Annotated in this window: 22 protein-coding genes and 1 pseudogene; 17 read left to right on the forward strand and 6 right to left on the reverse strand. The window is 70.3% G+C overall.

Annotated features, from left to right (window positions below):
* Window positions 1-390 (reverse strand): annotated as a pseudogene (locus DXK32_RS05385) (hybrid sensor histidine kinase/response regulator); the annotation flags it as partial.
* Between the two features lie 389 nt (window positions 391-779).
* Here DXK32_RS05385 and DXK32_RS05390 point away from each other — a divergent pair.
* From DXK32_RS05390 to DXK32_RS05400, 3 genes are all read left to right on the forward strand, one after another.
* On the forward strand, window positions 780-1,988 hold the full coding sequence (locus DXK32_RS05390; protein ID WP_247876989.1) for a sensor histidine kinase: 1,209 nt from the start codon (window positions 780-782) through the stop codon (window positions 1,986-1,988).
* 154 nt (window positions 1,989-2,142) lie between these two features.
* Complete coding sequence (locus tag DXK32_RS05395; RefSeq protein WP_348981587.1) at window positions 2,143-2,589, forward strand: MmcB family DNA repair protein; 447 nt, start codon at window positions 2,143-2,145, stop codon at window positions 2,587-2,589.
* Window positions 2,590-2,673: 84 nt separating this feature from the next.
* The gene (locus DXK32_RS05400) at window positions 2,674-4,599 is read left to right on the forward strand and encodes a response regulator (protein WP_114857578.1); all 1,926 of its coding nucleotides are present in this window, start codon (window positions 2,674-2,676) and stop codon (window positions 4,597-4,599) included.
* On the opposite strand, the gene DXK32_RS05405 is transcribed toward DXK32_RS05400, so the two are convergent.
* Complete coding sequence (locus DXK32_RS05405; RefSeq protein ID WP_114857670.1) at window positions 4,596-5,159, reverse strand: GNAT family N-acetyltransferase; 564 nt, start codon at window positions 5,157-5,159, stop codon at window positions 4,596-4,598. The two genes, DXK32_RS05400 and DXK32_RS05405, sit on opposite strands and share 4 nt — an antisense overlap.
* 156 nt (window positions 5,160-5,315) lie before the next feature.
* On the opposite strand from DXK32_RS05405, the gene DXK32_RS05410 reads away from it, so the two are divergent.
* From DXK32_RS05410 to DXK32_RS05420, 3 genes are all read left to right on the forward strand, one after another.
* Window positions 5,316-7,400 carry a 4Fe-4S binding protein gene (locus DXK32_RS05410; RefSeq protein WP_114857579.1) on the forward strand — a complete coding sequence of 695 codons (2,085 nt, stop codon included), beginning with the start codon at window positions 5,316-5,318 and terminating at the stop codon, window positions 7,398-7,400.
* Window positions 7,401-7,583: 183 nt separating this feature from the next.
* The gene (gene moaA, locus DXK32_RS05415) at window positions 7,584-8,609 is read left to right on the forward strand and encodes a GTP 3',8-cyclase MoaA (protein WP_114857580.1); all 1,026 of its coding nucleotides are present in this window, start codon (window positions 7,584-7,586) and stop codon (window positions 8,607-8,609) included.
* A 227-nt stretch (window positions 8,610-8,836) separates the two neighbouring features.
* Window positions 8,837-9,685 carry an NAD kinase gene (locus DXK32_RS05420; protein WP_114857581.1) on the forward strand — a complete coding sequence of 283 codons (849 nt, stop codon included), beginning with the start codon at window positions 8,837-8,839 and terminating at the stop codon, window positions 9,683-9,685.
* Window positions 9,686-9,709: 24 nt separating this feature from the next.
* Here the strand turns inward: DXK32_RS05420 and DXK32_RS05425 are convergent, their stop codons facing one another.
* Window positions 9,710-10,576, reverse strand: coding sequence for an N-formylglutamate amidohydrolase (locus DXK32_RS05425; protein WP_114857582.1), 867 nt, complete (start codon window positions 10,574-10,576; stop codon window positions 9,710-9,712).
* Window positions 10,577-10,832: 256 nt separating this feature from the next.
* Here DXK32_RS05425 and DXK32_RS05430 point away from each other — a divergent pair, with 256 nt between their 5' ends.
* Window positions 10,833-11,783, forward strand: a complete 951-nt coding sequence (locus DXK32_RS05430) for a succinylglutamate desuccinylase/aspartoacylase domain-containing protein (RefSeq protein WP_247876990.1) — start codon at window positions 10,833-10,835, stop codon at window positions 11,781-11,783.
* 19 nt (window positions 11,784-11,802) lie between these two features.
* On the forward strand, window positions 11,803-12,864 hold the full coding sequence (locus DXK32_RS05435) for an AbrB family transcriptional regulator (protein ID WP_114857584.1): 1,062 nt from the start codon (window positions 11,803-11,805) through the stop codon (window positions 12,862-12,864).
* Window positions 12,865-13,171: 307 nt separating this feature from the next.
* Here DXK32_RS05435 and DXK32_RS05440 read toward each other — a convergent pair whose 3' ends face one another.
* Window positions 13,172-13,645 carry a CreA family protein gene (locus DXK32_RS05440; protein ID WP_247876991.1) on the reverse strand — a complete coding sequence of 158 codons (474 nt, stop codon included), beginning with the start codon at window positions 13,643-13,645 and terminating at the stop codon, window positions 13,172-13,174.
* Window positions 13,646-13,832: 187 nt separating this feature from the next.
* On the opposite strand from DXK32_RS05440, the gene DXK32_RS05445 reads away from it, so the two are divergent.
* From DXK32_RS05445 to DXK32_RS05455, 3 genes are all read left to right on the forward strand, one after another.
* Window positions 13,833-14,945 carry an AI-2E family transporter gene (locus DXK32_RS05445; RefSeq protein ID WP_114857586.1) on the forward strand — a complete coding sequence of 371 codons (1,113 nt, stop codon included), beginning with the start codon at window positions 13,833-13,835 and terminating at the stop codon, window positions 14,943-14,945.
* Window positions 14,946-15,020: 75 nt separating this feature from the next.
* Complete coding sequence (locus DXK32_RS05450; RefSeq protein WP_247876992.1) at window positions 15,021-16,043, forward strand: SPFH domain-containing protein; 1,023 nt, start codon at window positions 15,021-15,023, stop codon at window positions 16,041-16,043.
* Between the two features lie 45 nt (window positions 16,044-16,088).
* Entirely contained in the window at window positions 16,089-16,517 is a 429-nt protein-coding gene (locus tag DXK32_RS05455) for an NfeD family protein (RefSeq protein ID WP_114857588.1), read from the forward strand.
* A 364-nt stretch (window positions 16,518-16,881) separates the two neighbouring features.
* Here the strand turns inward: DXK32_RS05455 and DXK32_RS05460 are convergent, their stop codons facing one another.
* The gene (locus DXK32_RS05460) at window positions 16,882-17,298 is read right to left on the reverse strand and encodes an HRDC domain-containing protein (RefSeq protein ID WP_114857589.1); all 417 of its coding nucleotides are present in this window, start codon (window positions 17,296-17,298) and stop codon (window positions 16,882-16,884) included.
* Between the two features lie 254 nt (window positions 17,299-17,552).
* Between DXK32_RS05460 and DXK32_RS05465 the strand changes: the two genes are divergently transcribed.
* From DXK32_RS05465 to DXK32_RS05480, 4 genes are all read left to right on the forward strand, one after another.
* Window positions 17,553-18,527 (forward strand): hypothetical protein, encoded by a 975-nt coding sequence (locus DXK32_RS05465; RefSeq protein WP_162801085.1) that lies wholly within the window; start codon window positions 17,553-17,555, stop codon window positions 18,525-18,527.
* A 145-nt stretch (window positions 18,528-18,672) separates the two neighbouring features.
* On the forward strand, window positions 18,673-18,990 hold the full coding sequence (locus tag DXK32_RS05470; RefSeq protein WP_236778167.1) for an STAS domain-containing protein: 318 nt from the start codon (window positions 18,673-18,675) through the stop codon (window positions 18,988-18,990).
* A 19-nt stretch (window positions 18,991-19,009) separates the two neighbouring features.
* Complete coding sequence (locus DXK32_RS05475; RefSeq protein ID WP_114857591.1) at window positions 19,010-20,269, forward strand: PP2C family protein-serine/threonine phosphatase; 1,260 nt, start codon at window positions 19,010-19,012, stop codon at window positions 20,267-20,269.
* Window positions 20,270-20,362: 93 nt separating this feature from the next.
* Complete coding sequence (locus tag DXK32_RS05480) at window positions 20,363-20,575, forward strand: hypothetical protein (protein WP_014241290.1); 213 nt, start codon at window positions 20,363-20,365, stop codon at window positions 20,573-20,575.
* A 58-nt stretch (window positions 20,576-20,633) separates the two neighbouring features.
* Here the strand turns inward: DXK32_RS05480 and DXK32_RS05485 are convergent, their stop codons facing one another.
* Window positions 20,634-21,104 carry a ferritin-like domain-containing protein gene (locus DXK32_RS05485; protein WP_114857592.1) on the reverse strand — a complete coding sequence of 157 codons (471 nt, stop codon included), beginning with the start codon at window positions 21,102-21,104 and terminating at the stop codon, window positions 20,634-20,636.
* A 763-nt stretch (window positions 21,105-21,867) separates the two neighbouring features.
* Here DXK32_RS05485 and DXK32_RS05490 point away from each other — a divergent pair.
* Together DXK32_RS05490 and DXK32_RS05495 are read left to right on the forward strand one after the other, a co-directional pair.
* Window positions 21,868-23,634, forward strand: coding sequence for an ABC transporter permease (locus DXK32_RS05490; protein WP_114857593.1), 1,767 nt, complete (start codon window positions 21,868-21,870; stop codon window positions 23,632-23,634).
* Between the two features lie 13 nt (window positions 23,635-23,647).
* The gene (locus DXK32_RS05495) at window positions 23,648-24,964 is read left to right on the forward strand and encodes an ABC transporter ATP-binding protein (RefSeq protein ID WP_114857594.1); all 1,317 of its coding nucleotides are present in this window, start codon (window positions 23,648-23,650) and stop codon (window positions 24,962-24,964) included.
* The last annotated feature ends 75 nt before the right edge of the window (window positions 24,965-25,039 follow it).

Below are 25,039 nucleotides of genomic sequence, written 5' to 3' on the forward strand. Positions count from 1 at the left end.
GGCCCCAACCCCGTCGAGCCGCCCTTCCAACGCTCCCAGCAACAGCGACAGGGCGGCCAGCGGCTGGCGCAGGTCGTGGCTGGCCGCGGCGAACAGGCGCCCCGACAGGTCGGCGCCCGCTGCGGGTCCGCCGCCCGCGGCGTCCTCTCCGGCGGTGCGGCGGACGAACCCGCCCCCGCTGAGCGGCCAGTCCGTGACGGTGTGGCCGGGCGGCAGGCCGCGGAACAGCGGAGCCAGGGCTTCCGGCAGGGCGCCCTGGACCAGAAGGCGCCCGGCGCCGGCCAGCGCCTCCGCCGCCTCGTTCCAGGCGGTCAGCCGGTCGTCGGCGTCGAAGACCAGGACCGCGCCGGGACGTCCCACGCCATGCGGATAAGCTCCTTCGCTCGTCACGGGCGGCGTCTCCCACTGCGTGCACGCGATTTCCCGGCGACCGGAAGCGGTCGCTTGCGAACAGGCTACGAAAGTGGCGTCGAGGATCAAGCCCACCGTTCGTCCGACCCCCGACAGGACTATTCGGCAGGCCTCCCCATGGCAACCCGCCATGGCGCCCCAAGGCCGCTGGCCATGCAAACAATTCCACATATTTTATATAAAAGTCAAGAAAAGGCCGTGAACAGCTTTAGGGCACCCTAGTAACGACAGGAGTTGTCGCAATTTGTCGGTTGCATGTTCCTCAAAATTTTTCGACTATGCGATCAATGGATGCCGTGACCGAAACCCCTTTCCGCGACCGACAACCGGAGGCGGCAACGCCGGCTGGCGGGGGTTCCGTTGCGCTTTTGAACGGTCACGATCCGCTCGGATACGGCTCGGCCGGCCACGCACAGGCCGGCGACGCCCTGATGGGCGCGGCGATGGCGGCGCTCGCCGATGGCATCGGCGTGCTGGCAGCGATCATTGACGGGCCGGGCTTCAAGGACACGGGCACCATCACCGATTTCGAGTGGCTGACGGCCAACCACGCGGCGGAGCGGCTGTTTGGGCATCCCCTGGCCGGGCGCCGTCTGCGCGCCGACGATCTCCAGGACGGCGACGGCGCCGGCCTGTTCGCCTGTCTGGCCGACTGCGTGATGGAGAAGCAGGCGGTGCGCCGCCTGGTGGTCGCCCCCGGCGGGGCGCGCTGGCGGATCGCCGCCACTCCTCTCGACACGCACCCCCTGGGGGTTGGCCTTGCGGCGCCAACCGTCTGCGTCTCCCTGGTGGAACTCGGCCCCGAGGTTCCCACCGTGCCGGAATCGGACCGCGCCCATCGGGCCAAGGCGGAATTCCTGGCGCACATGAGTCATGAGCTGCGCACCCCGCTGAACGCGGTTCTCGGCTTCTCCGAAGTGCTGCTCGCGGAAACCTTCGGCCCGCTCGGCTCCCCCCGCTACCGCAGCTACGCCGCGGACATCCACGCCAGCGGCACGCATCTTCTCTCGCTGATCGACGGCATCCTCGACCTGTCGCAGAGCGAGACCACGCGCACGGAAATGCAGGAGGAGGCCATCAACGTGGCCGACGCCGCCCGTCAGGCGCTGGCCCAGATGGGCGATAAGGCGGCCGCCCGCGGCGTGGACATCGGCGAGGACCTGTCCGGCGATCTGCCCCTGCTGTACGGCGACGCCCGCGCGCTACAGCGGATGCTGACCAACCTGCTGTCGAACGCGGTGAAGTTCACCCCGTCGGGCGGCCAGGTGATGCTGTCGGCCAGCCCCATGCCGGACGGCGGAATCGGGCTGATGGTGGCCGACACCGGCGCCGGCATCGCCGAGGACGAGCTGACCCGCGTCCTGGAGCCCTTCGGCAGCGCCGACATGGCCGTTCCCCGTGGCGCCACCGGGACCGGCATCGGTCTGCCCGTGGTCAAGCGTCTGATGGAGATGCACGGCGGACGGCTCGACCTGTACAGCGAACCCGGCGCCGGCACGACCGCCATCCTGATGTTCCCGCCGCGGCGCAGTCTGCCCCATGCCGCCTCCCATGGGATCCCCCACGGCGTGGCCTGAGCCGGCGCCCGCCCCCTCGCATACCCCTTTCGTACTGACCGGGTCTGGCAAAAGTCCCTTGGCAAAGCGGCGAAGCCGGGTCATTGTGCCGCTTTGTTCCTGAACCGTTCCGTTTCAAATGGTCGATATCCTGTTGCACGGTGACGAGCCGCCGATGCCGGCGAGCGGCGCCGTTCCGATCTTTCGCGGGGTGCGCCGGGCGCTGGCCGCCCGCGGCTTCGTCAGCATGGCGGAGTTCCGGCTGGCCAGCGGGCGCCGCGCCGACGTCCTGGCGATGGACGGCGCCGGCACCGTCGTCATCGTGGAGGTGAAAAGCTGCGTGGCCGACTTCCGCTCGGACCAGAAATGGCCGGAGTACCGGGATTGGTGCGACGCCTTCTACTTCGCGGTGGACGACGCCTTCCCGGCGGAGTTGATTCCCGACGATTGCGGCCTGATGGTCGCCGATGCCTACGGCGCGGAGATCCTGCGCGAGGCGCCGGAACACCGGCTGGCCCCGGCGCGGCGCAAGACGCTGACCCTGCGCGCCGCACTCACCGGAGCCGGGCGCCTGCACCGGATCGAGGACCCGTCCTGGACCCAGGACACCTCGCCGGTGTGATCGAAGCTCTGTGATTGAAGCTCCATGGCAAAGCCGCGTCAAGCCGATGTACTCTGCGCCACGAACGGGAACGGGCGGGCGGACATGCACGCACAGGACGCCGGGCACGCACAGGACGCCGGGCCAACCGCCGCGGCGCAGACACATCATCGGGACCGCGGCCCGCGGAAGGGCGCCTTCGGGATCGGGGCCGCGTGGATCGGCGCGCTCGCCCTGGCCGCTCTGCTGGCCGGTGCCGGCGCCGGCGGCTCCGTCTGGCTCGCCCTGGCCGAGATGGACGCCCGCGCCCGCGGTCAGGCCGCCCGCAGCCTGGATGAGGCGCTTGACCTCATGCGCGTCGCGGAACTGGCCGCCGGACTGTCCTCCAACGCGGCCGAGCTGGAATCGGCGGGCACCGCCCAGCGCCGGCTGACCGCCCACAACGCGTTGCGCCAGAGAACCCAGCAACTTTCCGCCACGCTGGACGCCCTGCCGCGGGAATGGCACGCCGAGCTGCGGTTCGCCGCGCTGGCCATCCGCGCGGAGGCGGACGAGCTGAACGCCACGGTGGAGCGCCGTCTGGCCGTCCAGGACCGCTTTCAGGATCTCACCGGGCAGGTGGCGGCCCGCAGCGAGGCTCTGGCGGCGGCGCTCGCCTCGGCGCGCACGCCACCGCAGGATGGCGCCGCGCTGCGCCGGATCGACGACTCGCGGCAGGCGGTGGCGCTCCGGCTGCTCGCCAGCGCGACGGCGACGCCCTCGGCCACCATGGCCCTGAGCGATTTCCGCAAGGCCGCCGGGGCGCTGTTCGACGCCCTGAACGACCTGCCGATCGACGCCGCGAGCCCGCGCCGCGCCGACACCGCGCGCCAACTCGTCGCGCTGGGTATGGACGATCAGAACGTCTTCGACCTCCGCCGGGAGCAGGAGGCGCTGGCGGCCAAGGCGGCGGGGATCGCCGCGCTGCTGCGCGGCACGGCCACGGACCTCGCCCAACGGGCCGGGAGCGGCGCGCTGACCCTGCGCGACGGGTTGCTGGATGGGGACGCGTCCATCCACCGGCCGGGGGCGGCCTTGTCCGCCGCCGCTCCGACCGGAATCGGTCTGGTCGCCGGACTGGCGGTCCTCGCCGTCGGCCTGGGCGTTGCGCGGACCCGGCTCCCACGGTCCGCCCAGCCCAATTTAGTCCAGCCCGATCCAGTTCGCCCCAGTTCGGCCGGGGCTCAGCGAACCGGCGCACCGCCCGAGCATTCCGCGCTGCGCGTCCTTCTGGCGGAGGACGAGCCGGTCAGCCAGCAGGCCGCGGCCATGCTGCTGCGCCGCGCCGGCCACGCGGTGACGGTGGTGGGCGACGGCCGGGCCGCCCTGGCGGCGGTGGAGCGGGAACGCTACGACCTCGTCCTGATGGACGTGCAGATGCCGGGCATGGACGGGGTCGAGGCGACCCGCCGCATCCGCGCCCTTCCCCAGGGCGCCGGAAGCGCGGCGGCGGGGCTGCGCATCGTTGCCCTGACCGCTTCCGCCGTTCCCGGAACCGAGGAGCTGTGCCGGGCGGCGGGGGCCGACGCCGTGCTGGAAAAGCCGCTCCGCCTGCCCGCGCTGGACGCCTTGCTGGACCGCCTGTCCGCCGGCACCGCGTCGGCCATGGCGGGCATGCCCGAGCCGGAACCCGGCCCTCCTGTGTTCCAGCCCGTGTTCGATGAGGACGCCATCCGCCAGATGCGCGAGCATCTGCCGGCGGAGCGGGTCGCCACCCTGGTGGCCAACACCCTCGTCACCCTGCGCGGCTACCACGCCGCCCTGGAGCAGGCCTGGAACGCCGGAGACCGGGCGACGGCCGGAGCCATGGCTCACAAGATCGCCGGGGTGGCCGGCATTTACGGCTGCGCGGCCCTGCGCAGCGCGGCGCAGGCGCTGGAGCGTGCCCTGGACACCGATCAGGGCGAGGGCGATCCCGACGCGGCGCGATGCGCGCTGGACGCCGCGGTTCCTCCGGCCCTCGCCGCCCTGGACCGGTGGAGCGGCGGCTAACGCACCGCCACCGGCTGGCTCGGCCCCGCGCCTTGCGGAATGTCCGACCGCCCCGCTCCCAGGTCCTTTTGCATCATCACCACGTCCAGCCAGCGCCCGAACTTGAGCCCCACGGCCTCGACCACGCCGCAGGTGCGGAAGCCCAGGGCGGTGTGCAGTCCGATGGAGCCGGCGTTCTCCGACCCGCCGACCAGCGCCACCATCTGGCGGTAGCCCTGGGCCACGCAGCGGTCGATCAGCGCCTGGAGCAGCAGACGCCCGAGGCCCTGGCCGCGCGCCTCCTCGGCGATGTAGACGGAATCCTGGATGGTGAAACGGTAGGCGGAGCGGACGTGGTAGGCGCTGCCGTAGGCGTAGCCGAGGATCACGCCGTCGCGCTCGGCGACCAGCCAAGGAAGCCCGGCGCCGGTGATGGCGCGGAAGCGCCCTTCCAACTCCGCCACGTCGGGCGGCTCCTCCTCGAAGGTGCCGACGCCGTGCCGGACATGATGCTCGTAGATCCGCTGGAAAGCGGCAACGTCCTCGATGCGGGCGTCGCGGACGGTGGGGGTGCTGGTCATGGCCGGATGAATCCAAAGGAGGGGCAGGTCCACCATCCTGCCGCACGCATTTTGCTGTCGCAACCGTGCCACCCAGCCGATATGTACAGAACTGGAACGCGCTGTGTGCAACAGGGCTTTTAGGGCAGGTCTTTTCAGGGCAAGGGGTTGGAAGCGATGAAGATCAACGGCCGGACGGTGCTCGTCTGCGATTGCGCCCACAGCATGGCGCTCGACGGCAAGGCATTGGCCAGGGCCTGCGGGGCCGCGGCGGGGGCGGAGGGCGACCTGTCCGTCGCCACCCAGCTCTGCCGCACCCAGCTCGACCGCTTCGAGGCGCGCGTGGCGGAGGGCGCCCCGCTGCTCGTCGCCTGCACCCAGGAGGCCCCGCTGTTCGCGGAGATCGCCGCCCAGGACAACCCCAACGCCGACAACACCGAGGCGGCGCTCGCCTTCACCAACATCCGCGAACGCGCCGGCTGGTCGGAGGAGGGCGCGCTGGCCGGGCCGAAGATCGCCGCGCTGCTGGCCGAGGCGGCCATGGACATCCCGCCGACCGGCACGATCACCCTGGCCTCGGAAGGCACCGCGCTGGTCTACGGCACCGACGAGCGCGCCATCGAGGTGGCCCGGCAGCTGTCCGGCAGCCTGGACGTCACCGTTCTGCTGAAGGCGCCGAAGGACGTCGCCCCGCCGCGCGTCATGGACGTGCCGGTCTTCAAGGGCACCATCCGCGCCGCCAAGGGCTGGCTCGGCAATTTCGAGATCGTGGTGGACGACTACGCCCCGGCCATCCCGGCCTCGCGCGCCGTGCTGGGCTTCGAACCGCCGCGGCACGGCGCCGCCTCGCGCTGCGACGTCATCGTGGACCTGACCGGCGGCGCGCCGTTGTTCCCGGCGCACGGCAAGCGCGACGGCTACCTGCGCCCCGACCCGGACAGCCCCGCCGCCGTCGCCAAGGCGGTGTTCGAGGCCGCCGATCTGGTCGGCGAGTTCGAGAAGCCGCGCTACATCGACTTCAAGGCAGACCTCTGCGCCCATTCGCGCAGCCGCAAGACCGGCTGCACGCGCTGCCTGGAGGTCTGCCCGACCGGCGCCATCACGCCGAACGGCGACCATGTGGCGATCGACCCGCACATCTGCGCCGGCTGCGGTTCCTGCGCCTCAGTCTGCCCGACGGGGGCCAGCACCTACGCCCTGCCGCCGCTCCAGACGGTCTACGAGCGGCTGCGCACGCTGCTCTCCTCCTACGCCAAGGCCGGCGGGACGGAGCCGGTGCTGCTGGTCCACGACCCGCGGCACGGCGACGAGATGATCTCGCTGATCGCGCGGTATGGCCGCGGCCTGCCGGCGCGCGTGCTGCCCTTCGCGGTGAACGAAGTGACGCAGCTCGGCTTCGACGTGTTCGCGGCGGCGCTGGCCTATGGTGCCGCGCGGGTGCGCGTCCTCGTCGGGCCGGGCAACGCCGGCGAGACGGCGGGGCTGGCCAGCCAGATCGGCCTCGCCGAGACGGCGATGGCGGGCCTCGGCTACGGCTCGGGCCGGGTGTCGATCATCGACGCCCAGGACCCCGACGCGGTGGCCGCCGAACTGTGGGACCTGCCGCGCCAGGGCGCCCCCGCCCCCGGCACCTTCCTGCCGATGGGCGGCAAGCGCACCGTCACCATGCTGGCGCTGCGCCATCTGCACAAGGTCGCGCCGGAGCCGATCGAGGTGCTGCCCCTGCCGCCGGGCGCGCCCTTCGGGCGGGTCCAGGTGATGACGGAGGGCTGCACGCTCTGCCTGTCCTGCGTCGGCGCCTGCCCGACCGGGGCGCTGCTCGACAACGCCGACAAGCCGATGCTGTCCTTCTCGCAGGACGCCTGCGTGCAGTGCGGCCTGTGCAAGACCACCTGTCCGGAGAAGGTCATCGCGCTGGTTCCGGAGATCGACTTCCGCGACAGCGCCCGCGGCGCCAAGGTGCTGAAGGAGGAGGAGCCCTTCTGCTGCGTCAAGTGCGGCAAGCCCTTCGCCACAAAGTCCTCGATCGACAAGATCGTCGCGGTGCTGGCCGGACGGCACGCCATGTTCGCCACGCCGGAGGCCGCCGACCGCATGCGCATGTGCGGCGACTGTCGCGTCGTGGACCAGTTCGAGCGGGGCGACTCGCCCTTCGCGCTGGGTGCCCCGCGCGCGCCGCGCACCACCGAGGACTATCTGCGCGAGCGCGAGCAGGCCCGGAACGGCAAGAGCGGCGGCCCGGATAACGGCAGCGTCCACTGACCGGCCGGCGGCGCCGCGACTTGATCCCCGTCAAGCTCCGGCGCCGCCAGCCGTGGTTTCCTGCCCCCGAAATTCCGGGTGGCGAAAAAGCCGCAAGGCAAACCTATATATCAGAAGCGGATTCGGGGTCATAATCACGATCCGGACCGCATGATACGGACCCCCCTGGGGAGAAGCCTGACGATGACGACCGTTCCGCCGACCGCCGCCGCCCCGCTCGTCGATCCGTTCGGGCGCACCGTCAGCTATCTGCGCGTGTCCGTCACCGACCGCTGCGACCTTCGCTGCGTCTACTGCATGGCGGAGGACATGAGCTTCCTGCCCAAGGCGGAGGTGCTGACGCTGGAGGAGATCGACCGCGTCTGCTCCGCCTTCGTCAAGTTGGGCACCCGCAAGCTGCGCCTGACCGGCGGCGAGCCGCTGGTCCGCAAGGGCATCCATGAGCTGATCCACAGCCTGGGCCGCCACGTGAAGGCCGGCGACCTGGACGAGCTGACGCTGACCACCAACGGCAACATGCTGTTCAAGTACGCCGGCGATTTGGCGGAGGCCGGCGTGCGCCGGATCAACGTGTCGCTCGACACGCTCGACCCCCACAAGTTCCAGGCGATCACCCGCTGGGGCCGGCTGGACAAGGTGCTGGGCGGGCTCCAGGCCGCCAAGGAGGCGGGTCTCCAGGTCAAGATCAACACGGTCGCGCTGAAGGGCGTGAACGACGACGAGTTCCACAGGCTGGTCGGCTGGTGCGGCGAGCAGGGCTTCGACCTGACCTTCATCGAGGTCATGCCGATGGGCGAGATTGGCGACGAGGCGCGGCTCGACCAGTATCTGCCGCTCAGCCTCGTCCGGGCGGAGCTGGCCAAGCGCTGGACGCTGGACGAGATCGACTACCGCACCGGCGGCCCGGCCCGCTATGTGCGGGTGGCCGAGACCGGCGGGCGCATCGGCTTCATCACGCCGCTGACCCACAATTTCTGCGAAAGCTGCAACCGCGTGCGACTGACCTGCACCGGCACCCTCTACATGTGCCTGGGCCAGGAGGACGCCGCCGACCTGCGCACCCCGCTGCGCCTCAGCGACGACGACGGGCTGCTGGTCCAGGCGGTGCGCGACGCCATCGCCCGCAAGCCCAAGGGCCACGACTTCATCATCGACCGCCGCCACCAGGGCCCGGCGGTCCCCCGCCACATGAGCGTGACCGGCGGATGATCCGCCCGCAGCCGAGCGCCCTCGGCCCTCCGGGGAGAGGGAGGGGACCCACGCCGCAGGCGTGGGGAGGGTGAGGGGGTTGCACGTGGTGGTGCGTTCGGCAACAGCTCATCCCCCTCACCCTCCCCTCTCCCCGGAGGGGAGAGGGAACATGACGTGCGACGGCCCTGTCCGTCGACCGAAGCGGCCTTCTGCAACCGGGCATCCTGCGCTATGGTCCCCGTGACATGACCGAAACCGCCGCGAAGCTGCCCGCCGATCCGACCCTGGACCCGCTGGCGCCCGATCCCCGCAAGCCCGCCGACCTCCGCATCGCCTTCTGCGCGGCGAACACGGAAGAGGCGATGCGGGCGCGCACCCGGCTGGTCCACCGCTACGGCAACGCGCCGCTGGAGGACGCCGATGTCGTCGTGGCGCTGGGCGGCGACGGCTTCCTGTTGGAGACGCTGCACCGCGCGCTGAAGCGCGACGGGCACAACCCGCCGCCGGTCTACGGCATGAACCGGGGATCGGTCGGCTTCCTCCTGAACGTTTTCCGCGAGGACGAACTGGCCGAACGGCTGGCCAGCGCCCAGAGCGTCACGCTGCACCCCCTGCGCATGAGGGCCACCCGCTGCAACGGCGAGCAGGTGGAGGCGCTGGGAATCAACGAGGTGTCGATGCTGCGCGAGACGCGGCAGGCCTCGAAGCTGCGCATCACCGTGGACGGAGTCGTCCGTCTGCCGGAGCTGATCTGCGACGGGGTGCTGGTCGCCACCCCCGCCGGCAGCACCGCCTACAACCTGTCCGCCCACGGACCGATCATCCCGCTGGGCGCCGGGGTGCTGGCGCTGACCCCCATCAGCTCCTTCCGGCCACGGCGCTGGCGCGGCGCGCTGCTGCCGCACAGCTCCAAGATCACCGTGGACATCCTGGAGGAGGTCAAGCGCCCGGTCAGCGCCGTGGCCGACTCGACCGAGGTGCGCGAGGTCATCCGTGTCGATGTGGAAGAAGCGCGCGACGTCGCGCTGACCCTGCTGTTCGACCCGGAGCTGAACTTCGAGGAGCGGATCCTGAAGGAGCAGTTCTCGCCGTAACCGCCCCCCTTCCCCGCCCGGCCTTTACTCCGCGGCGCGGCGCGCGGTGTTCGCCTGCGCGTGGGCGCAGATGCGGCGGGTCAGCGTGGTCAGGTCGGCCTGGAGCCGGGCGAAACCCTCGTTCCGCTCCAGAGTCTCCTCGTTCATGTAGAGGCGCCGGTTGATTTCGAGCTGGAGGGAATGGCGGCCTCGCGCCGGGTCGGAATGGCGCGACACCAGCTCGACCCCCTTGAAGGGATGGTTCCGCGCCACCTTGTAGCCGAGGCCGGTCAGCACCTTCTCCACCAGAGCGGTGAAGCCGGGTTCGCAGGTGGTGCCGTCGCGGTCGCCCAGCACGAAATCCATGCCCAGCTTGTGCGCCGCCCCCGGCCCGACCGCGGAGGGCATGGAATGGCAGTCGACATGCCAGACGGCGCCGAACCGGGCGGCCAGATCGTCCATCACGCTGGCGACCTGGAAGTGATAGGGCCGGTAGTAGCGGTCGATGCGCTCCGCCACCTCGGCGACCGAGAGCCGCCCGTCGTAGAGCGGCATCCCCGGACGGCACAACGTGCGGATCAGCCCCATGCCGGCGGCGCTCTTCTCCGTCGGTCGCAGCGGTTCGGGCCAACGCCCGTCGAGAAGCGCCGGGTCGATGTCGTCGATGGCCCGGTTCGCGTCGATGTAGGTGCGCGGGAACAGGGCGCAGAGCAGCGTCGCGCCATGCTCCGGCGCGTGGGCGAACAGCTCGTCCACATGGGTGTCCTCGGCCTGCCGCAGGGTGGACAGCGGACAGACGAAGGCGAAGTCGCGCGGGTAGACGGTGCCGCTGTGCGGTGAATCGAAGAACACCGGCAGGCGCGGGACGATCGGATCGTTGCGGACGAGCACGTCCTCGATCACGAAACTCATGGCTGACCCCGGTGTACCAACTGCGCCGACCGACCACGGCGCCTGCCCGGATGACGTAGCAGGACGCTGCGGCGGATGGATTCGGGTATAGACGATGGCCGGAAGCCCGTCGACCAAAAACCGTCATACGCCGGTAAGGCAAAGGACATGATGAAACGGGGAAATGGCGGGGCTGGCGCGGCACCGGACTCTCCGCCATACTGACCGTTCGGCGAAAGCGCCCGGCACCGGCCAGACCCGCAAAGGCGAGATCCGCTTGACCGAATCCCTGCCACCGATCGAATTGACGCCGCCGGACATCGGCCCCTACCGCCGCGGCAACACCGGCATCGACCATGTCACGACGCTGGAGTCCGGGCGCCCCGGTCCCCACGCCGTCATCGTGTCGCTGATCCACGGCAACGAGATCGGCGGGGCGGTGGCGATGGACCGGCTGTTCCGGCTGGGCGTCCACCCAACCCGCGGGCGGCTGACCCTGGTCTTCGCCAACACCACCGCCTATCACGGCTTCGACGCCGAACGCCCCTACGCCTCCCGCTTCGTCGACGAGGACATGAACCGCGTCTGGTCGCCGGAGGTTCTCGACGGACCGCGCGACAGCGTGGAACTGCGCCGCGCCCGGCAGCTCCGCCCGGTGTTCGACGCCGCGGACGTCATCCTCGATCTGCATTCCATGACGGCGGACACGCCGCCCCTGACGCTGTGCGGGCGGACCGACCGCGCCCGCGCCCTGGCCCGCCGGCTCGGCCACCCGGCCTGGATCGTCGCGGATGAAGGGCACGCGGCGGGGCGGCGGGTGATCGATTACGCGGACTTCGCCGAAGCGGACGGGCGGCGCACCGCCATCCTGGTCGAATGCGGTCAGCACTGGCGGAACGAGACGGCGCTGGTCGCCCTGGAGAGCGCCATGCGCTTCCTGCTCGCCCAGGAGATGATCGACCCGTCGCTGGCCGACCGTCACATCCGCCGCCACCCCGATCCGCTGCGCACCGTCGAGGTGACCGAGGCGGTGACCGCGGAAACCGACGAGTTCTTCTTCGACGAGCCTTACGTGGGCATGGAAATCATTCCCCGGGCCGGAACGGTCCTGGGCCATGACGGCAGCCGCCCGGTCGTGACGCCATACGACGACTGCGTGCTGATCATGCCGGCCCGGCGCCCCAAATCCGGGCAGACCGCCGTCCGGCTGGGGCGGATCGTTCCTTGAACCGAACTCAATACACGGCATGACCATCGGACCGGGGCTCCGGCCCGTCGCGCTCGCCCTCGCGCTGGGAACGGCGGGGGGCGCGCTGTTCAGCCATTTCCACCTTCCGCTGGCCTGGATGATCGGCGCCATGACCGCCACCACGGTCGCCGCCATGGCCGGTGTCGCGCTGCATGTGCCGAAGCCGCTGCGCAACGCCATGATCATGATCCTCGGCGTGATGCTGGGCAGCGGCTTCACCCCCGATATCCTGGCACGGCTTGGCGAGTGGAGCCTGTCGCTGGGCGCGCTGGCCGTCTATCTCGTGCTGGCGACCACGCTTGGCGTGCAGTACCTGCGCCGTGCGGCCCGGCTGGACCCGCCCACCTCCTTCTTCACCGCCACCCCCGGCGGGCTGAACGAGATGGTGATGGTCGGCACCCAGATGGGCGGCGACAGCCGGACCATGGCGCTGTCCCACGCGCTGCGGGTGATGCTGGTGGTGCTGGTGATCCCCTTCGCCTTCCAGGCGCTGGGCCTCTACGACCCGGCGCGGCGCGGCGCGCTCGGCCCGCCCCTGCTGTCGCTCGCCCCGCTGGACGTGGCGCTGCTGTCCGCCTGTGCATTGGGCTATCCTCTGGCGAAGCTGCTGCGGATTCCCGCCGCCCAGATCGTCGGGCCGATGCTGCTGTCCGCCGCGATCCACCTCGCCGGGCTGACCGAGGGCAAGCCGCCGGGCGTTCTGGTCGCCGCGGCCCAGGTGGTGATCGGGGCGTCGCTGGGCTGCCGCTTCACCGGGTTGAACATCCGCCGCATCGGGCGCGACGGGCTGACCGCGCTGGGCCTCACCGGGCTGATGCTGCTGGTCACCACGGCGGCGGCCTGGATGGTCGACGAGGCGACGGGGTTGGGACTGGCCGCGCTGATCCTCGCCTTCGCGCCGGGCGGGCTGGCCGAGATGACGCTGGTCGCGCTGGCGCTGAACATCGACGTGGCGCTGGTCGCCACCCACCACATGGTGCGCATCATCCTGATCGTGACGCTGGCGCCCGGTGTCTACCTGCTGTGGCGCAAGTGGCGGTCCCGCCACGGCCAAGCCTGACGAGTCGCCGCCGAGCCTGCCAGCCAATCCGTCGCACACGCATGTGTGGAGTTTCCGTTGCACCCGTCCCGCACCCCGTGCGAGGTGGAGGCGCGGACGGGTGGTGGAGTGCCACCACCCCGCCGCTCAACGAGGAGGCTCGGAGGATGAAGGAAATCCTCGGTCTCCTGATCCTGCTGCTCCAGATCGTCAAGGCGATCCTTGATCTTCTGAACCGGCAGTGATCGGGCCGGGAGGCGGGGGATAGCAGCCCCTGCCTCCCAAGCCTGATGATGGCGCCGAGCCCGCCCGATTGCAAGCCATCCGATCATTTCACGGGAGGTTTACCCTTTTCCCACTGGGGGTTCGTGTCGATCAGCGGGACGCTGGAGATGGCCATCTTCGCCGAGGCGTCCTTCACCTGCCGGCTGTAGACGACGTAGATCAGCGTGTCGTTCACCCGGTCGTAGATGCGGCGGATGGCGATGGACTTGAAGACCAGGCTCTTGCGCTCGGAAAAGACCTCCTCGCCCTTCTGCGACAGCTCGATATCACCGATCACCAGCGGCCCGGTGCGCCGACAGGCGATGGAGGCGTTGGACGGGTCCTCGAACCAGTTCCCCTTGGTCAGCCGGTCGAGCACGCTGCGGTCGAAATCCACCAGATGGCAGGTGATCCCCTTCACCTTCGGGTCCTCGATCGCCTGAACCTGGAGCCCGTTGCCGGTCCAGTCGTTGGAGAAGCGCCCGACGACGGCGTCCTCGGCCGAAGCAGCGGTGGAGGCGGCCATCGGTGGCAGCACGGATAGCGCCAGGACCATCAGGCCGCGGCGAACGTTTATCGAAGGGAACGGGCTGCGCATCTCGTGGAACTCCGGTCATCGCGAAGCGGGGCCGCGTGGGCGCGGTCCTGGAATACCCCTAAATCGGGCGGGGGTCCGGCGCCGTCAAGCGTCCCCCGGCCCGCTACTCCCGGAGTGCCTGCCCCCGATGAGCGACCGAACGATCGATCCGCCCCTGACCCCGCCGCCGGAGCCGGTGACCGAGCCCCTGCCCCCGGCCCGGAACCCCCGCGACCCGACGCGGGTGGCGGTGATGGGGCTGTTCGTCATCGCGCTGCTGTTCACGGTGTATTTCGGGCGCGACGTGCTGCTGCCGATCATGCTGGCGCTGATCCTCAGCCTGCTGCTGCGGCCCTGCGTGCGCGGCCTCTACCGGCTCGGCCTGCCGGAGGCGCTGGGTGCGGCGGTGGTGGTGCTCCTGGTCATGTCCGCCGGGCTGGGCGCCATCTACACGCTGACCACCCCGGCCACCGAATGGGTCAACCGGATGCCCCGCGTGGTTCATGAGCTGGAGTTCAAGCTGGGCGACATCCGCGAAGGGATCGAGCGCGCCCGCGACGCCTCCCGCCAGATCGAGCAGATGGCCGCCGACCGCAACGGGGCGACGCGGGAGGTGGTGGTGCGCGGCCCCTCGCTGGCCGAGCAGGTGCTGCATCAGGCGGAGGCGGTGATCGCCAACGTGGTGATCCTTCTGGTGCTGCTCTATTTCTTCCTGGCCCGAGGGCGGCAGAGCCTGGAGGCGCTGATCGGCACGATGCGCGACGTCGACGACCGCGTGCATTACGCCATGGTCGCCGCCACGGTGCAGCAGAACATCGCCGCCTATCTGGCGACCATCACGGTCATCAACATCGGGCTCGGCCTGGCGACGACGCTGGCGATGTGGCTGTGGGGTGTGCCCAACGCGGCGTTGTGGGGAACGCTGGCCGGCCTCATCAACTACGTCCCCTTCATCGGGCCGGCGGTGATGACGGCGGTTCTGTTCCTGGTCTCGGCGCTCACCTTCGACGGAGGCGCGCACATCTTCGGGCCGCCGCTGACCTTCGTGGCGCTGACGATGATGGAGGGCAACTTCCTGACCCCGATGATCGTCGGACGGCGGCTGGCGCTGAACCCCATCGCGGTGTTCGTGTCCATCCTGTTCTGGGGCTGGATGTGGGGCATCCCCGGCGCCCTGCTGGCGGTGCCGATCCTGGCGATCCTGAAGATCCTGTTCGACGCGCACGAGCCGCTGAAACCTTTCGGCGCCCTGCTCGGCTGACGCTGTGGCTCTGGCCGGGACGGCGCGGCCGTGGCATGGTCGGAAGGAGGAAACGACCGGATGGGAGGTGGGGTGATGGTGGTCAGCGGTTTGACACTCTTCGTCATCGCGCTTCTGATCTTCGCACTGGCGCTGGTTCTGCTCGGCGTGCGAACCGTGCCGCAGGGCCAGGAGTGGACGGTGGAGCGGTTCGGCCGCTACACCCGCACGCTCCAGCCGGGCCTGCACCTGCTGCTGCCGCTGGTCGACCGCATCGGGCGCAAGCAGAGCATGATGGAAACGGTGCTCGACGTGCCCTCGCAGGAGGTCATCACCCGCGACAACGCCATGGTCACGGCGGACGGCGTCGTCTTCTTCCAGGTGATCGACGCCGCCAAGGCCTCCTACGAGGTCAACAACCTGGAACTGGCGATCCTCAACCTGACCATGACCAACACCCGCACGGTCATGGGCTCGATGGACCTGGACGAGCTGCTGTCGCAGCGCGACCAGATCAACGCCCGCCTGCTCGGCGTGGTGGACGAGGCGACCAGCCCCTGGGGCGTCAAGGTGACGCGCATCGAGATCCGCGACATCCAGCCGCCGCGCGACCTCGTGGACAGCATGGCCCGCCAGATGAAGGCGGAGCGCGACCGCCGCGCCTCCATCCTGGAAGCGGAGGGCCAGCGCCAGGCGGCCATCCTGCGGGCGGAGGGCGCCAAGCAGGCCGCCATCCTCCAGGCCGAAGGCCGGCGCGAGGCCGCATTCCGCGACGCCGAGGCGCGCGAGCGCTCCGCCCAGGCCGAGGCCGAGGCCACCCGGCTGGTCTCCGACGCCATCGCCGGGGGCAACGTCCAGGCCATCAACTACTTCGTCGCCCAGCGCTATGTGGACGCCCTGACCGCGGTGGCCGCGGCTCCGAACCAGAAGGTTCTGCTCATGCCGCTGGAGGCCGCCAACGTGATCGGCGCCATCGGCGGCATCGCGGAGATCGCCCGCGAAGCCTTCCCGAACCGCCCCCCGAATCCGCCGGCCTCCGCCCCGCCGCCGTCCCAGCGCGGCCCCTGGAATCGCGAAGAGCCGAACAGACGCGATGCGCCGGTGCCGCCGGAAACGTAAGGTCGGGGTCGTGAGATTGGGCGAAATTCCGAAGGCGGACCCGCGATGATCGAATTCTGGCACTGGTGGGTTCTGGCCGTGCTGCTCGGCGCGCTGGAGACGGTGGCGCCGGGGGCGGCCTTCCTCTGGCTGGGTGGCGCCGCCGCGCTGGTCGGCTTCGTGCTGCTGGTCTGGCCGTCCCTGCCGTGGGAACATCAAGGGCTGCTGTTCGCCCTGCTCGCCATCGCCGCGCTGGTGGGAACCCGCTTCCTGTCGCGCCGGTCAGCGCATACGACGCACACGCCGCATCTGAACCGCCGGACGGCGCAATACATCGGGACGCTGCACACGCTGGACGGCCCCATCGTCAACGGGCGGGGCCGGGCGCAGATCGGCGACGGGCTTTGGACCGTCGAGGGGCCCGACCTCCCCGCCGGAAGCCGCGTCCGCATCGTCGGCGCCGAAGGCACCCTGCTGAAGGTGGAGAAGGCCTAGGCGCCAGCCGAAGCGGCGCGTCGGGGCTTCGGCCAGATCATGTTGGATTTGTTCGGCGTGGCGCTCCAGGCGCCGCGCCAGGGCGTCCATGCTGCCGTCGCCGGTGGCCGCGGCGCGCTCCGCCGCCTGACGGCTGAAGGCTTCCAGTTCCCGCGCCATGGCGCGGTAATCGGGAGCGCCGCCTCTCGATCCGGATGTCCCGTCCATGGCCCCCGCCATGCTGCATTGCCGCAAACTACGAGGGTATGCTGGCACAGCGGGAGGGTGTCTGGAATCGGGCTTACGGCGGGTTCGGCTTCTCTTTCGGCACAGCGGAGTCGGCCCTTAGGTCCCTCCGCCTATGCTCTTCCGCAGAGTGGTGGAGTCAGTCGATCAGCTCATCCAGGGTCGCCCGGACGACCTGAACGATTTCCCCGCCATAATGGCTGACGTCGAGGTCGCGGGCGCCGACGATGATGGACAGCTCGCGCTCCGTCGTGGGAGCGAAGCGGGCGATTTCCGGCACCAGCTCGTCCGCCAGGATGGCGTCGCGCGGCAGCCCTTCGCCGGCCGCCCTGCGGTCCCGCCAACCGTTGAGGGCGGCGTTGATCGCGGCCTCGATCTGGAGGGATTCCTCCTTGCGCTTCAGGTCCTTGTAAAGCACGAGAACACGCCACGCGCCGTCGGCGTAGGCGGTGTCGATGCGCTGCACCTCGACCGTGCGCAGGAAGGAGGACAGGTGCCCCTGCGCCTCGTCCGCGCTCGCGTCGGGGATCATGAAGGTGCGGATTTCAGTGGTCATCCCAGTCCTCGATGCGTGCCTCGTCTTTTGCGCAAGACTACACGAAAGAGCCCGCACCCGGCTACTCCGGCACGATCCCGAGCGCTGCGCCCTTCGTCATAGGAGGTGCCAGCGGAAAACACGCCAGCGGAAAACACGGTGGAAAGCGGCGCGACGCGCGGGACCCAGCCCTTTCCCGAAGTGTTGGAGTCACCGGATATCACGCGCCGCCGGGCGCATCGCTGGGCGCACCGCTGGGAGGGAGCAGAGGGACCATGACCGGGCCTGTTGAACCGCAAAAGCACCGGACGGACCGGACCGGACCGCAAGCCAAGCCGCGGCGGTTGTGGATCACCTTGCTGGCGGTGATCCCCGCCCTGTTCGCGGCCGGAACGGCGGGGGCCTTCTGGACCGGCTACAGCCTGCATGACCGGCCCTTCGCCTGGTACAACAGCAACCGCATCGCCGCCACGGCGGAGCGGGCGGCGCGGGACCTGTCGCCCGTCGTGGTGGTGGCGCTCGGCGACTCGGCGCTGCGCCATGCCACCCTGGACGAGCCGGGCATGGCCGCGCTGGCGGCGAAGCATGGGGTGGAAAGCCTGCATTTCCTGCGCATCGTCCACGACCACGCCCGGATCGAGGACTTCGAACCGCTGCTGGGCGACGTGCTGAAGCTGAAACCGGCGCTGGTCCTGCTGGACGCCGATCTGCTCTTCGCGGAGCGCAGCGACGTCGCCGGTCTGCGCCGCTACGGCGCGCACCTGACCGAGGTGGCGATGCTCGGCCGCTCCTACCTTCCCGACCAGAGCGCCCTGCAATACGCCAAGCCGTGCCACGCGGTCGGCCCGCAGGGCTGGACCGCCACCGCCGCCGACCGCTGGGTGGAGGCCCGCGAGGCCGCCGTCCGCATGAACGACGCCTCGCCGGCCTTCGAGCGGGTGCGCCGCTTCGCCGACCAGGCGCGCGCCGCCGGGGTCGGGATCGCCCTGCTGCTTCCACCCCGCCCGGCGGCGGTGGAGGAGCGGTTGTACGGCGCTGGCAACGCCTACCGGCCGGCGGCGCTCGACCGGCTGAGCGGGCAGGCGGACCTGCCGCTGTGGCGTTTCCCCGACTCGGCGCGCCAAACGACGGCCTTCTGCCGCAGCGGCATGCTCGCGCCGGCAGGCCGCGATGCCTATTCGGCATGGCTGGCCGGCGGAATCGCCGAACGCCTGTCGCATCCGAGGGTGGAAGAGGCCGCGCTGCAATAAAGTCCGCCCGTCCCGGCCGGATAACGCCGCGCTGACACGCCGGCGTCATCAAAGTGCAATTCCCGGGGCCCTAGAATGCGCCCGCGTTCCCGTCGGTCCAACCCAACGGGGATCGCGCCTCTCTTCGGCCACGGGTGAACCACAGATGAGCGCCGCCATGGATTTCTCCGTCCGCGAGGCCCCGGCCAGCACCGAGATCGTGCTGAGCGGGCGCATGACCTTTGCCGACCACGACACGTTCCGCGACGTCATCGCCACCTTCGAGCGTCCGGCGGGGCACCGGGTGGTGTTCGACCTGTCGCGGCTCGACTTCGTCGACTCCTCGGGCCTCGGCATGTTCATCATCGCCCGCGACACCGCGCAGCGGCGCAACCTGGACTTCGCGATCCGCGGCGCCCGCGACGAGGTGCGGCGCCTGATCACGATCGCCAAGTTCCACACCATGTTCAACATCGCCGACTGACGCGGCGGGGACGGACGTGATGGGCCACGCCCGCGCCATGACGGTGCCGCCCGGCACGGACGACGCCGCTCCACCGCGCCCCGCCCGTCCCGGCGCCGGCGCATCGGTCTACGGGATGGAACTGGGCATCCCGCTCGGCGGCTGCCGGGTGCTGATCGCCGACGACAGCGCCTTCAACCGCAGGACGCTGACCCGCTTCCTGCAATGGGCCGGCATCACCCAGGTCGCCTTCGCCGCCTCGGCGGAGGAGGTGATGGAGCGGCTGGAAAGCTTCGCCCCCGACCTGCTGCTGCTCGACGCGGCCATGCCGCGGATGGACGGCATCGGCGTCTGCCGCAGCCTGCGCGGCGATCCGCGCTGGCGCGACCTGCCGATCCTGATGCAGAGCGCCCTGCACTCCGACCAGATGAGGACGGTCTGCTTCAGCGCCGGGGCGACCGACCTGATCGCCAAGCCGATCAACCCCGGCGAATGCATCGCCCGCGTGCGCTACCACCTGGAGCGCCGGTCGATGGTGCAGGAGCTGCGCGCCTTCCACGAGCGGGTGGAACGCGACCTGCGGCAGGCCCGCGCCATGCAGCTCGCCCTGGTCCCGGAAGCGGCGGAACTGGCCGCCCTCGCCGGGCGGAACGGGCTGGCGGTGGAGTCGGTCTTCCGCGCGTCGGACGAGATCGGCGGCGATTTCTGGACGGCCTTCGCGTTCGACGGAAACCGCGTCGGCATCTTCGCCGCCGACCTGTCGGGCCACGGCATCGCCGCGGCGATCAACGCCTTCCGCCTGCACACGCTGCTCACCCGCACGCCGACGGAGGATCTGCGCGACCCCGCCCGCCTGTTGCGCCAACTGAACGGGCGGCTGTGCGAGATCCTGCCGCTGGGCCAGTTCGCCACCGCCTTCTACGGGGTGATCGACCGCGCCGACGACACGCTGCTCTACGCCGCCGCCGCGTCGCCGAGCCCCCTCCTGATGACCAACTTCGGCATCCAACCGCTCGACGCCTCCGGCCCGCTCCTCGGCGCCTTCCCGGACTCGGTCTATGCGAACCGACGCGTTCCGCTGCGGCGCGGCGACGGCCTGTTCCTCTATTCCGACGGGCTGAGCGAGGCCCGGGACGCCGAGGGTGCCATGCTGGGCGAGGACGGCCTGCTCCGTCTGGCCGAGCGCGCGGCGGCGGACGCCCCCGACCGCCCCCTGCCCGCCCTGATGGCCCGCCACGCCGCGATCCATGGCGAGCGGCTGACCGACGACGTGACCGCGCTCTGGATCACCCGCCTCTGACGCGCCGCAGCAATTTATCCATTGGCCCCATACCCTTATTCGAGTTATGGATATTTCTGCGTCGGGCGACGTGTAACAGGAGACGGAACGGATATGGCTTCGATCATGATCAAGAAGGCCGGCGAGGGCCTGATTTCCCAGGCTCACCGCAACGCCGACGTTGGCCCGACCAGCGGCAGCTCGGTCGTGTACGAAATTCTCAACGTGCCGGCGGGCGTGTCGGTGGACGACGTCATCGCCGCCTTCAAGACCTTCAAGCCGGCGGACAAAAAGTACGAGTACGACTACGCCGACCTGTCCAAGTAAGGCGCTCGTTCGCCCTTCCCGCGGTTCCCGCAAGGGCGGGAACCGCGGGAAACGGCCTTTACCCCTTCTTGGGGAAGCGCTCGATCCAGCGCTCCAGCTCCGCCACATGCTCCGCCTCTTCGGAGGCGAATTCCTCGGCCATCATGCGGACCTCCGGGTCCGTGGTGGTGGCGGCCACGTCGGCGTAGAAGGCGTGGCCGCGCTTTTCGCTGTCGAGCGCCAGATCCAGCGCGTAATCCACCGTCATCAGATAGTGCGAGCCTTCCATGGAGGCCGCTTCGGGGCTTTCGCCGTCCGGCCACTGGAAGTCTTCCGGGGTGAGCGCCGGCACGTCGCGGAAGGCGGAGCGCTTGCGGGCGTCCGCCAGATGCAGGCGCGAGAACTCGGCCATCTTGGCGAAGAAGGCCGCGACGTCCGCGTTGCCGTAGGTCTTCATGGCCTCCGACAGGTCGGCGAAACGGTTGGCGGCGTCCTCCTCCAGCGCGCAGGCGTGGGCGAGGAACAGGGCGGGGTCGTGAATGTTGGCCATCGGGTCCCGGGATCGTTAAGTCACAAATGGTTTGTGGTTATTTGAACCATAACGCCTTGTTGCGAAAGCTTCTCGGATCGCCGGCCGGTTGCGGGCTCCTGCGACACTTTGACACGCCGATGAAGCGCCGCCTCCCAAGCCTCTGTTCGGAGGTTCCCTCTCCCCTCTGGGGAGAGGGTCAGGGTGAGGGGGTTGCGCTTTTGCCGAACGCAGTGAAATGCACACCCCCCTCACCGGCCCTTCGGGCCACCCTCTCCCCAGAGGGGAGAGGGCTAAATTGGCCAGATCCGATTGTCCTCCGGCATCGCGGGGCGGGAAACATGAAACCTCTGCAATGATCGGCAAGCAACGGCTCCTCGCTCTTGACCGCTTCCAATTCCAGGAATAGATCAGCGACAACGTCACCGCATGATTGGCGGGCGTCCGGACGCGTGAACCGGTCCCGCGCCGAGAAAGCAAGAGATGGACAGCCACAGTCGTCGACCCCGACCTATCTTCGGTTCTCCGCCGATCCTGGGCTGACCTTTCCGCAGGTTCGCCACGGCCGGCCGTGACGCCGACAGCCGCACAGGTGAACCATGGTGAATCCTTCCGTCACCATTCCGACGCCGCTCCGCGCGCCCTTGCCGCCGCCAGCGCCAAGCTGACCGCCCTCTCCACCCGTGACGCCCACCCGACGCCGCATGGCGTCGTGCGCCGGCACAGGTCAATTGCGCAGGACGAACGCGACCGGACTCCGACCCGGCCGTAGGATGGAGGGGCCATGGTCTGGACCCAGACAAGCGTTTCCGTGAAGACGGCGGCCACCACGCCCAACCGCTGGGACCTCGTGGCCCTGCCGCTGGTCGTCGGCCTGCTCGCGCTGGCCGCGGTCGGCGGCCACCAGATGGCGGCACCCCTGGCGAGCCTCGACGCGCCGGCCGTCTCGCTCGATCCCTGGAACCTGCCGGACTACGCGCTGCGCTCGACGCTGCGCATGCTGGCGGCGATGGCGGCCTCGCTGCTCTTCACCTTCGCCTACGCCACGCTGGCGGCCAAGAGCCGCCGGGCCGGGATAGTGCTGATCCCGGTTCTGGACGTGCTCCAGTCGGTGCCGGTGCTCGGCTACATCTCCTTCACCGTGGTCTTCTTCCTGTCGCTGTTCCCCGGCAGCGTGCTGGGCGCCGAATGCGCGGCGATCTTCGCCATCTTCACCAGCCAAGCCTGGAACATGACCTTCAGCGTCTACCAGTCGCTGCGGTCGGTGCCCCGCGACCTGGACGAGGCGGCGACCAGCTTCCGCTTCTCCGGCTGGCAGCGCTTCTGGCGGCTGGAGGCGCCCTTCGCCATGCCGGGGCTGGTCTGGAACATGATGATGTCGATGTCCGGCGGCTGGTTCTTCGTCGTCGCGTCGGAGGCGATCACCGTCGGCGACCACACCGTCACGCTGCCCGGCATCGGCTCCTATCTGGCCGAGGCCATCGCGCGGAAGGATCTCGGCGCCGTCGGCTGGGCGGTGCTGGCGATGCTGGCGGTCATCCTGCTCTACGACCAGTTCCTGTTCCGCCCGCTGGTCGCCTGGGCCGACAAGTTCCGCGTCGAGCAGACCGGCGCGCAGGAGGCGCCGGAGTCCTGGGTGCTGCGGCTGTTCCAGCGCACCCGCTTCTGCCGGGCGCTGCTCGCGCCGGTCGAGTCCCTGCTCGGCCGGGTGGCCTGGCTGCGCCTGTCACCGCTTTCCTCCCTCGCCACCGCCCTGCCGCCGGCCATCAAACGCCGGATCGCCGGCCCGCCCTCCCCAGCGCGCGAACGCGCGCTCGACCGGGCGTGGTACGCGGTCGTCGCCGCCGCCGCGCTCGCCCTGGGCTGGACCCTGGTGGCCTTCATCGCCGGCGGCGCCGGCTGGAGCGACGTCGCGACCACGCTGCTGCTCGGGGCGGCGACGCTGCTGCGCGTCGTGGTGCTGATCGCCATCGCCTCGCTCGTCTGGGTGCCGCTCGGCGTGCTGATCGGGCTGCGCCCGCGCCTCGCCGAGGCGGTCCAGCCGGTGGCGCAATTCCTGGCGGCCTTCCCGGCCAACCTGCTGTTCCCGGTCGCCGTCGTCACCATCCTGCGCTTCGACCTGAACCCGGACGTCTGGCTCAGCCCGCTGATGATCCTGGGCACGCAATGGTACATCCTGTTCAACGTCATCGCCGGGACGTCCGCCTTTCCCAACGACCTGAAGGAGGCGGCGTCGAGCTTCCGCATCCGCGGCTGGCAGTGGTGGCGCGACGTCATGCTGCCCGGCGTCTTCCCCTACTACCTGACCGGCGCGGTGACCGCGGCGGGCGGCTCGTGGAACGCCAGCATCGTCGCCGAGGCGGTGCGCTGGGGCGACGCCACGGTCACCGCCCACGGGCTGGGCAGCTACATCGCCCAGGCCACCACCGCGGGGGACTACCCGCGCATCGTGCTCGGCATCGCCGTGATGTCCCTGTTCGTCACCCTGCTCAACCGGCTGCTCTGGCGTCCGCTCTACGGCTACGCCGAACGCCGCCTGCGCCTTGCCTGACGGAGGCCGTACCATGACGCAGAACTCCCCCCTCTTCGAACTCTGCGGCGTCCGGCAGGCCTACCGCAAGCCCTCCGGTCCGCCGTATGTCGTGCTCGACGGCGTGGACCTGACGCTGCGCGACGGCGAGATCGTCGGGCTGCTCGGCCGCTCCGGCTCGGGCAAGTCCACGCTGCTGCGCATCGTCGCCGGGCTGGCGCCGCCGACCGCGGGCCAAGTCCTGCACCACGGCGCGCCGGTGGCCGGGCCGACCGACGGGGTGGCGATGGTGTTCCAGTCCTTCGCGCTGTTCCCCTGGCTGACCGTCGAGGAGAATGTGCTGGCCGGGCTGAAGGCGCTGCGCGTTCCGGAAAACGAAGCGGCGGCGCGCGCCGAGGAGGCCATCGACCAGATCGGTCTGTCGGGCTTCGAGAGCGCCTACCCCAAGGAGCTGTCCGGCGGGATGCGCCAGCGCGTCGGCTTCGCCCGCGCGCTGGTCGTCCACCCGGAAATCCTGCTGATGGACGAGCCCTTCTCGGCGCTCGACGTGCTGACGGCGGAGACGCTGCGCACCGACCTGCTCGACCTGTGGATGGAGCGCAAGCTGCCGACCCGGTCGATCCTGATGGTCACCCACAACATCGAGGAGGCGGTGCTGATGTGCGACCGCATCCTGGTCTTCGCCTCCAACCCGGGCCGCGTCGCGGCGGAGATCCGGGTGGACATCCCGCACCCGCGCAACCGGCTGGCCCCGGAGTTCCGCGAACTGGTCGACGACATCTACGGCCGGATGACCGCGCGCAAGCCGCTCAGCGCTCCGGCAACGACGACGGTGGGAACGACCGGGCGTCCACGGCCGGTCTATGCCGAGCCGCTCCAGCGGGTCTCGACCAATCTCTTGGCCGGCCTGATGGAGACGCTGGCCGCCCCGCCCTACCACGGCAAGGCAGACCTGCCGCACCTCGCGGCGACCCTGCGACACGAGATCGACGACCTCTTCCCCATCGCCGAGACGCTCCAGATGCTGGGATTCGCCGAGGTGGCGGAGGGCGACATCCGGCTGACCGAGCCCGGCCGCCTGTTCGCCGAGGCCGGGATGGACGACCGCAAGGCGCTGTTCGCCGAGCATCTGGTCCATTTCGTGCCGCTCGCTGCGCACATCCACGCCGCCCTGTCCGAGCACGCCGACCACCGCGCGCCTTACGCCACCTTCGCCCGCGAGCTGAAGGCCTTCATGAGCGACGGCTATGCCGAGGAGACGCTGAACGCCGTGACCGGCTGGGCGCGCTACGCGGAGCTGTTCACCTACGACGGCGAGGCCGGGGTCTTCTGCCGGGAGGAGGCCGAATAGACGGGGCGTCCCGGCGGAAGGCTTGACCGGGGCGCCCGCCGCTGCCAGGAACACGGGCGGCGCCCCTCTCCAGAA

It is taken from the genome of Azospirillum brasilense (assembly GCF_003349955.1).
Taxonomy (GTDB): domain Bacteria; phylum Pseudomonadota; class Alphaproteobacteria; order Azospirillales; family Azospirillaceae; genus Azospirillum; species Azospirillum brasilense_B.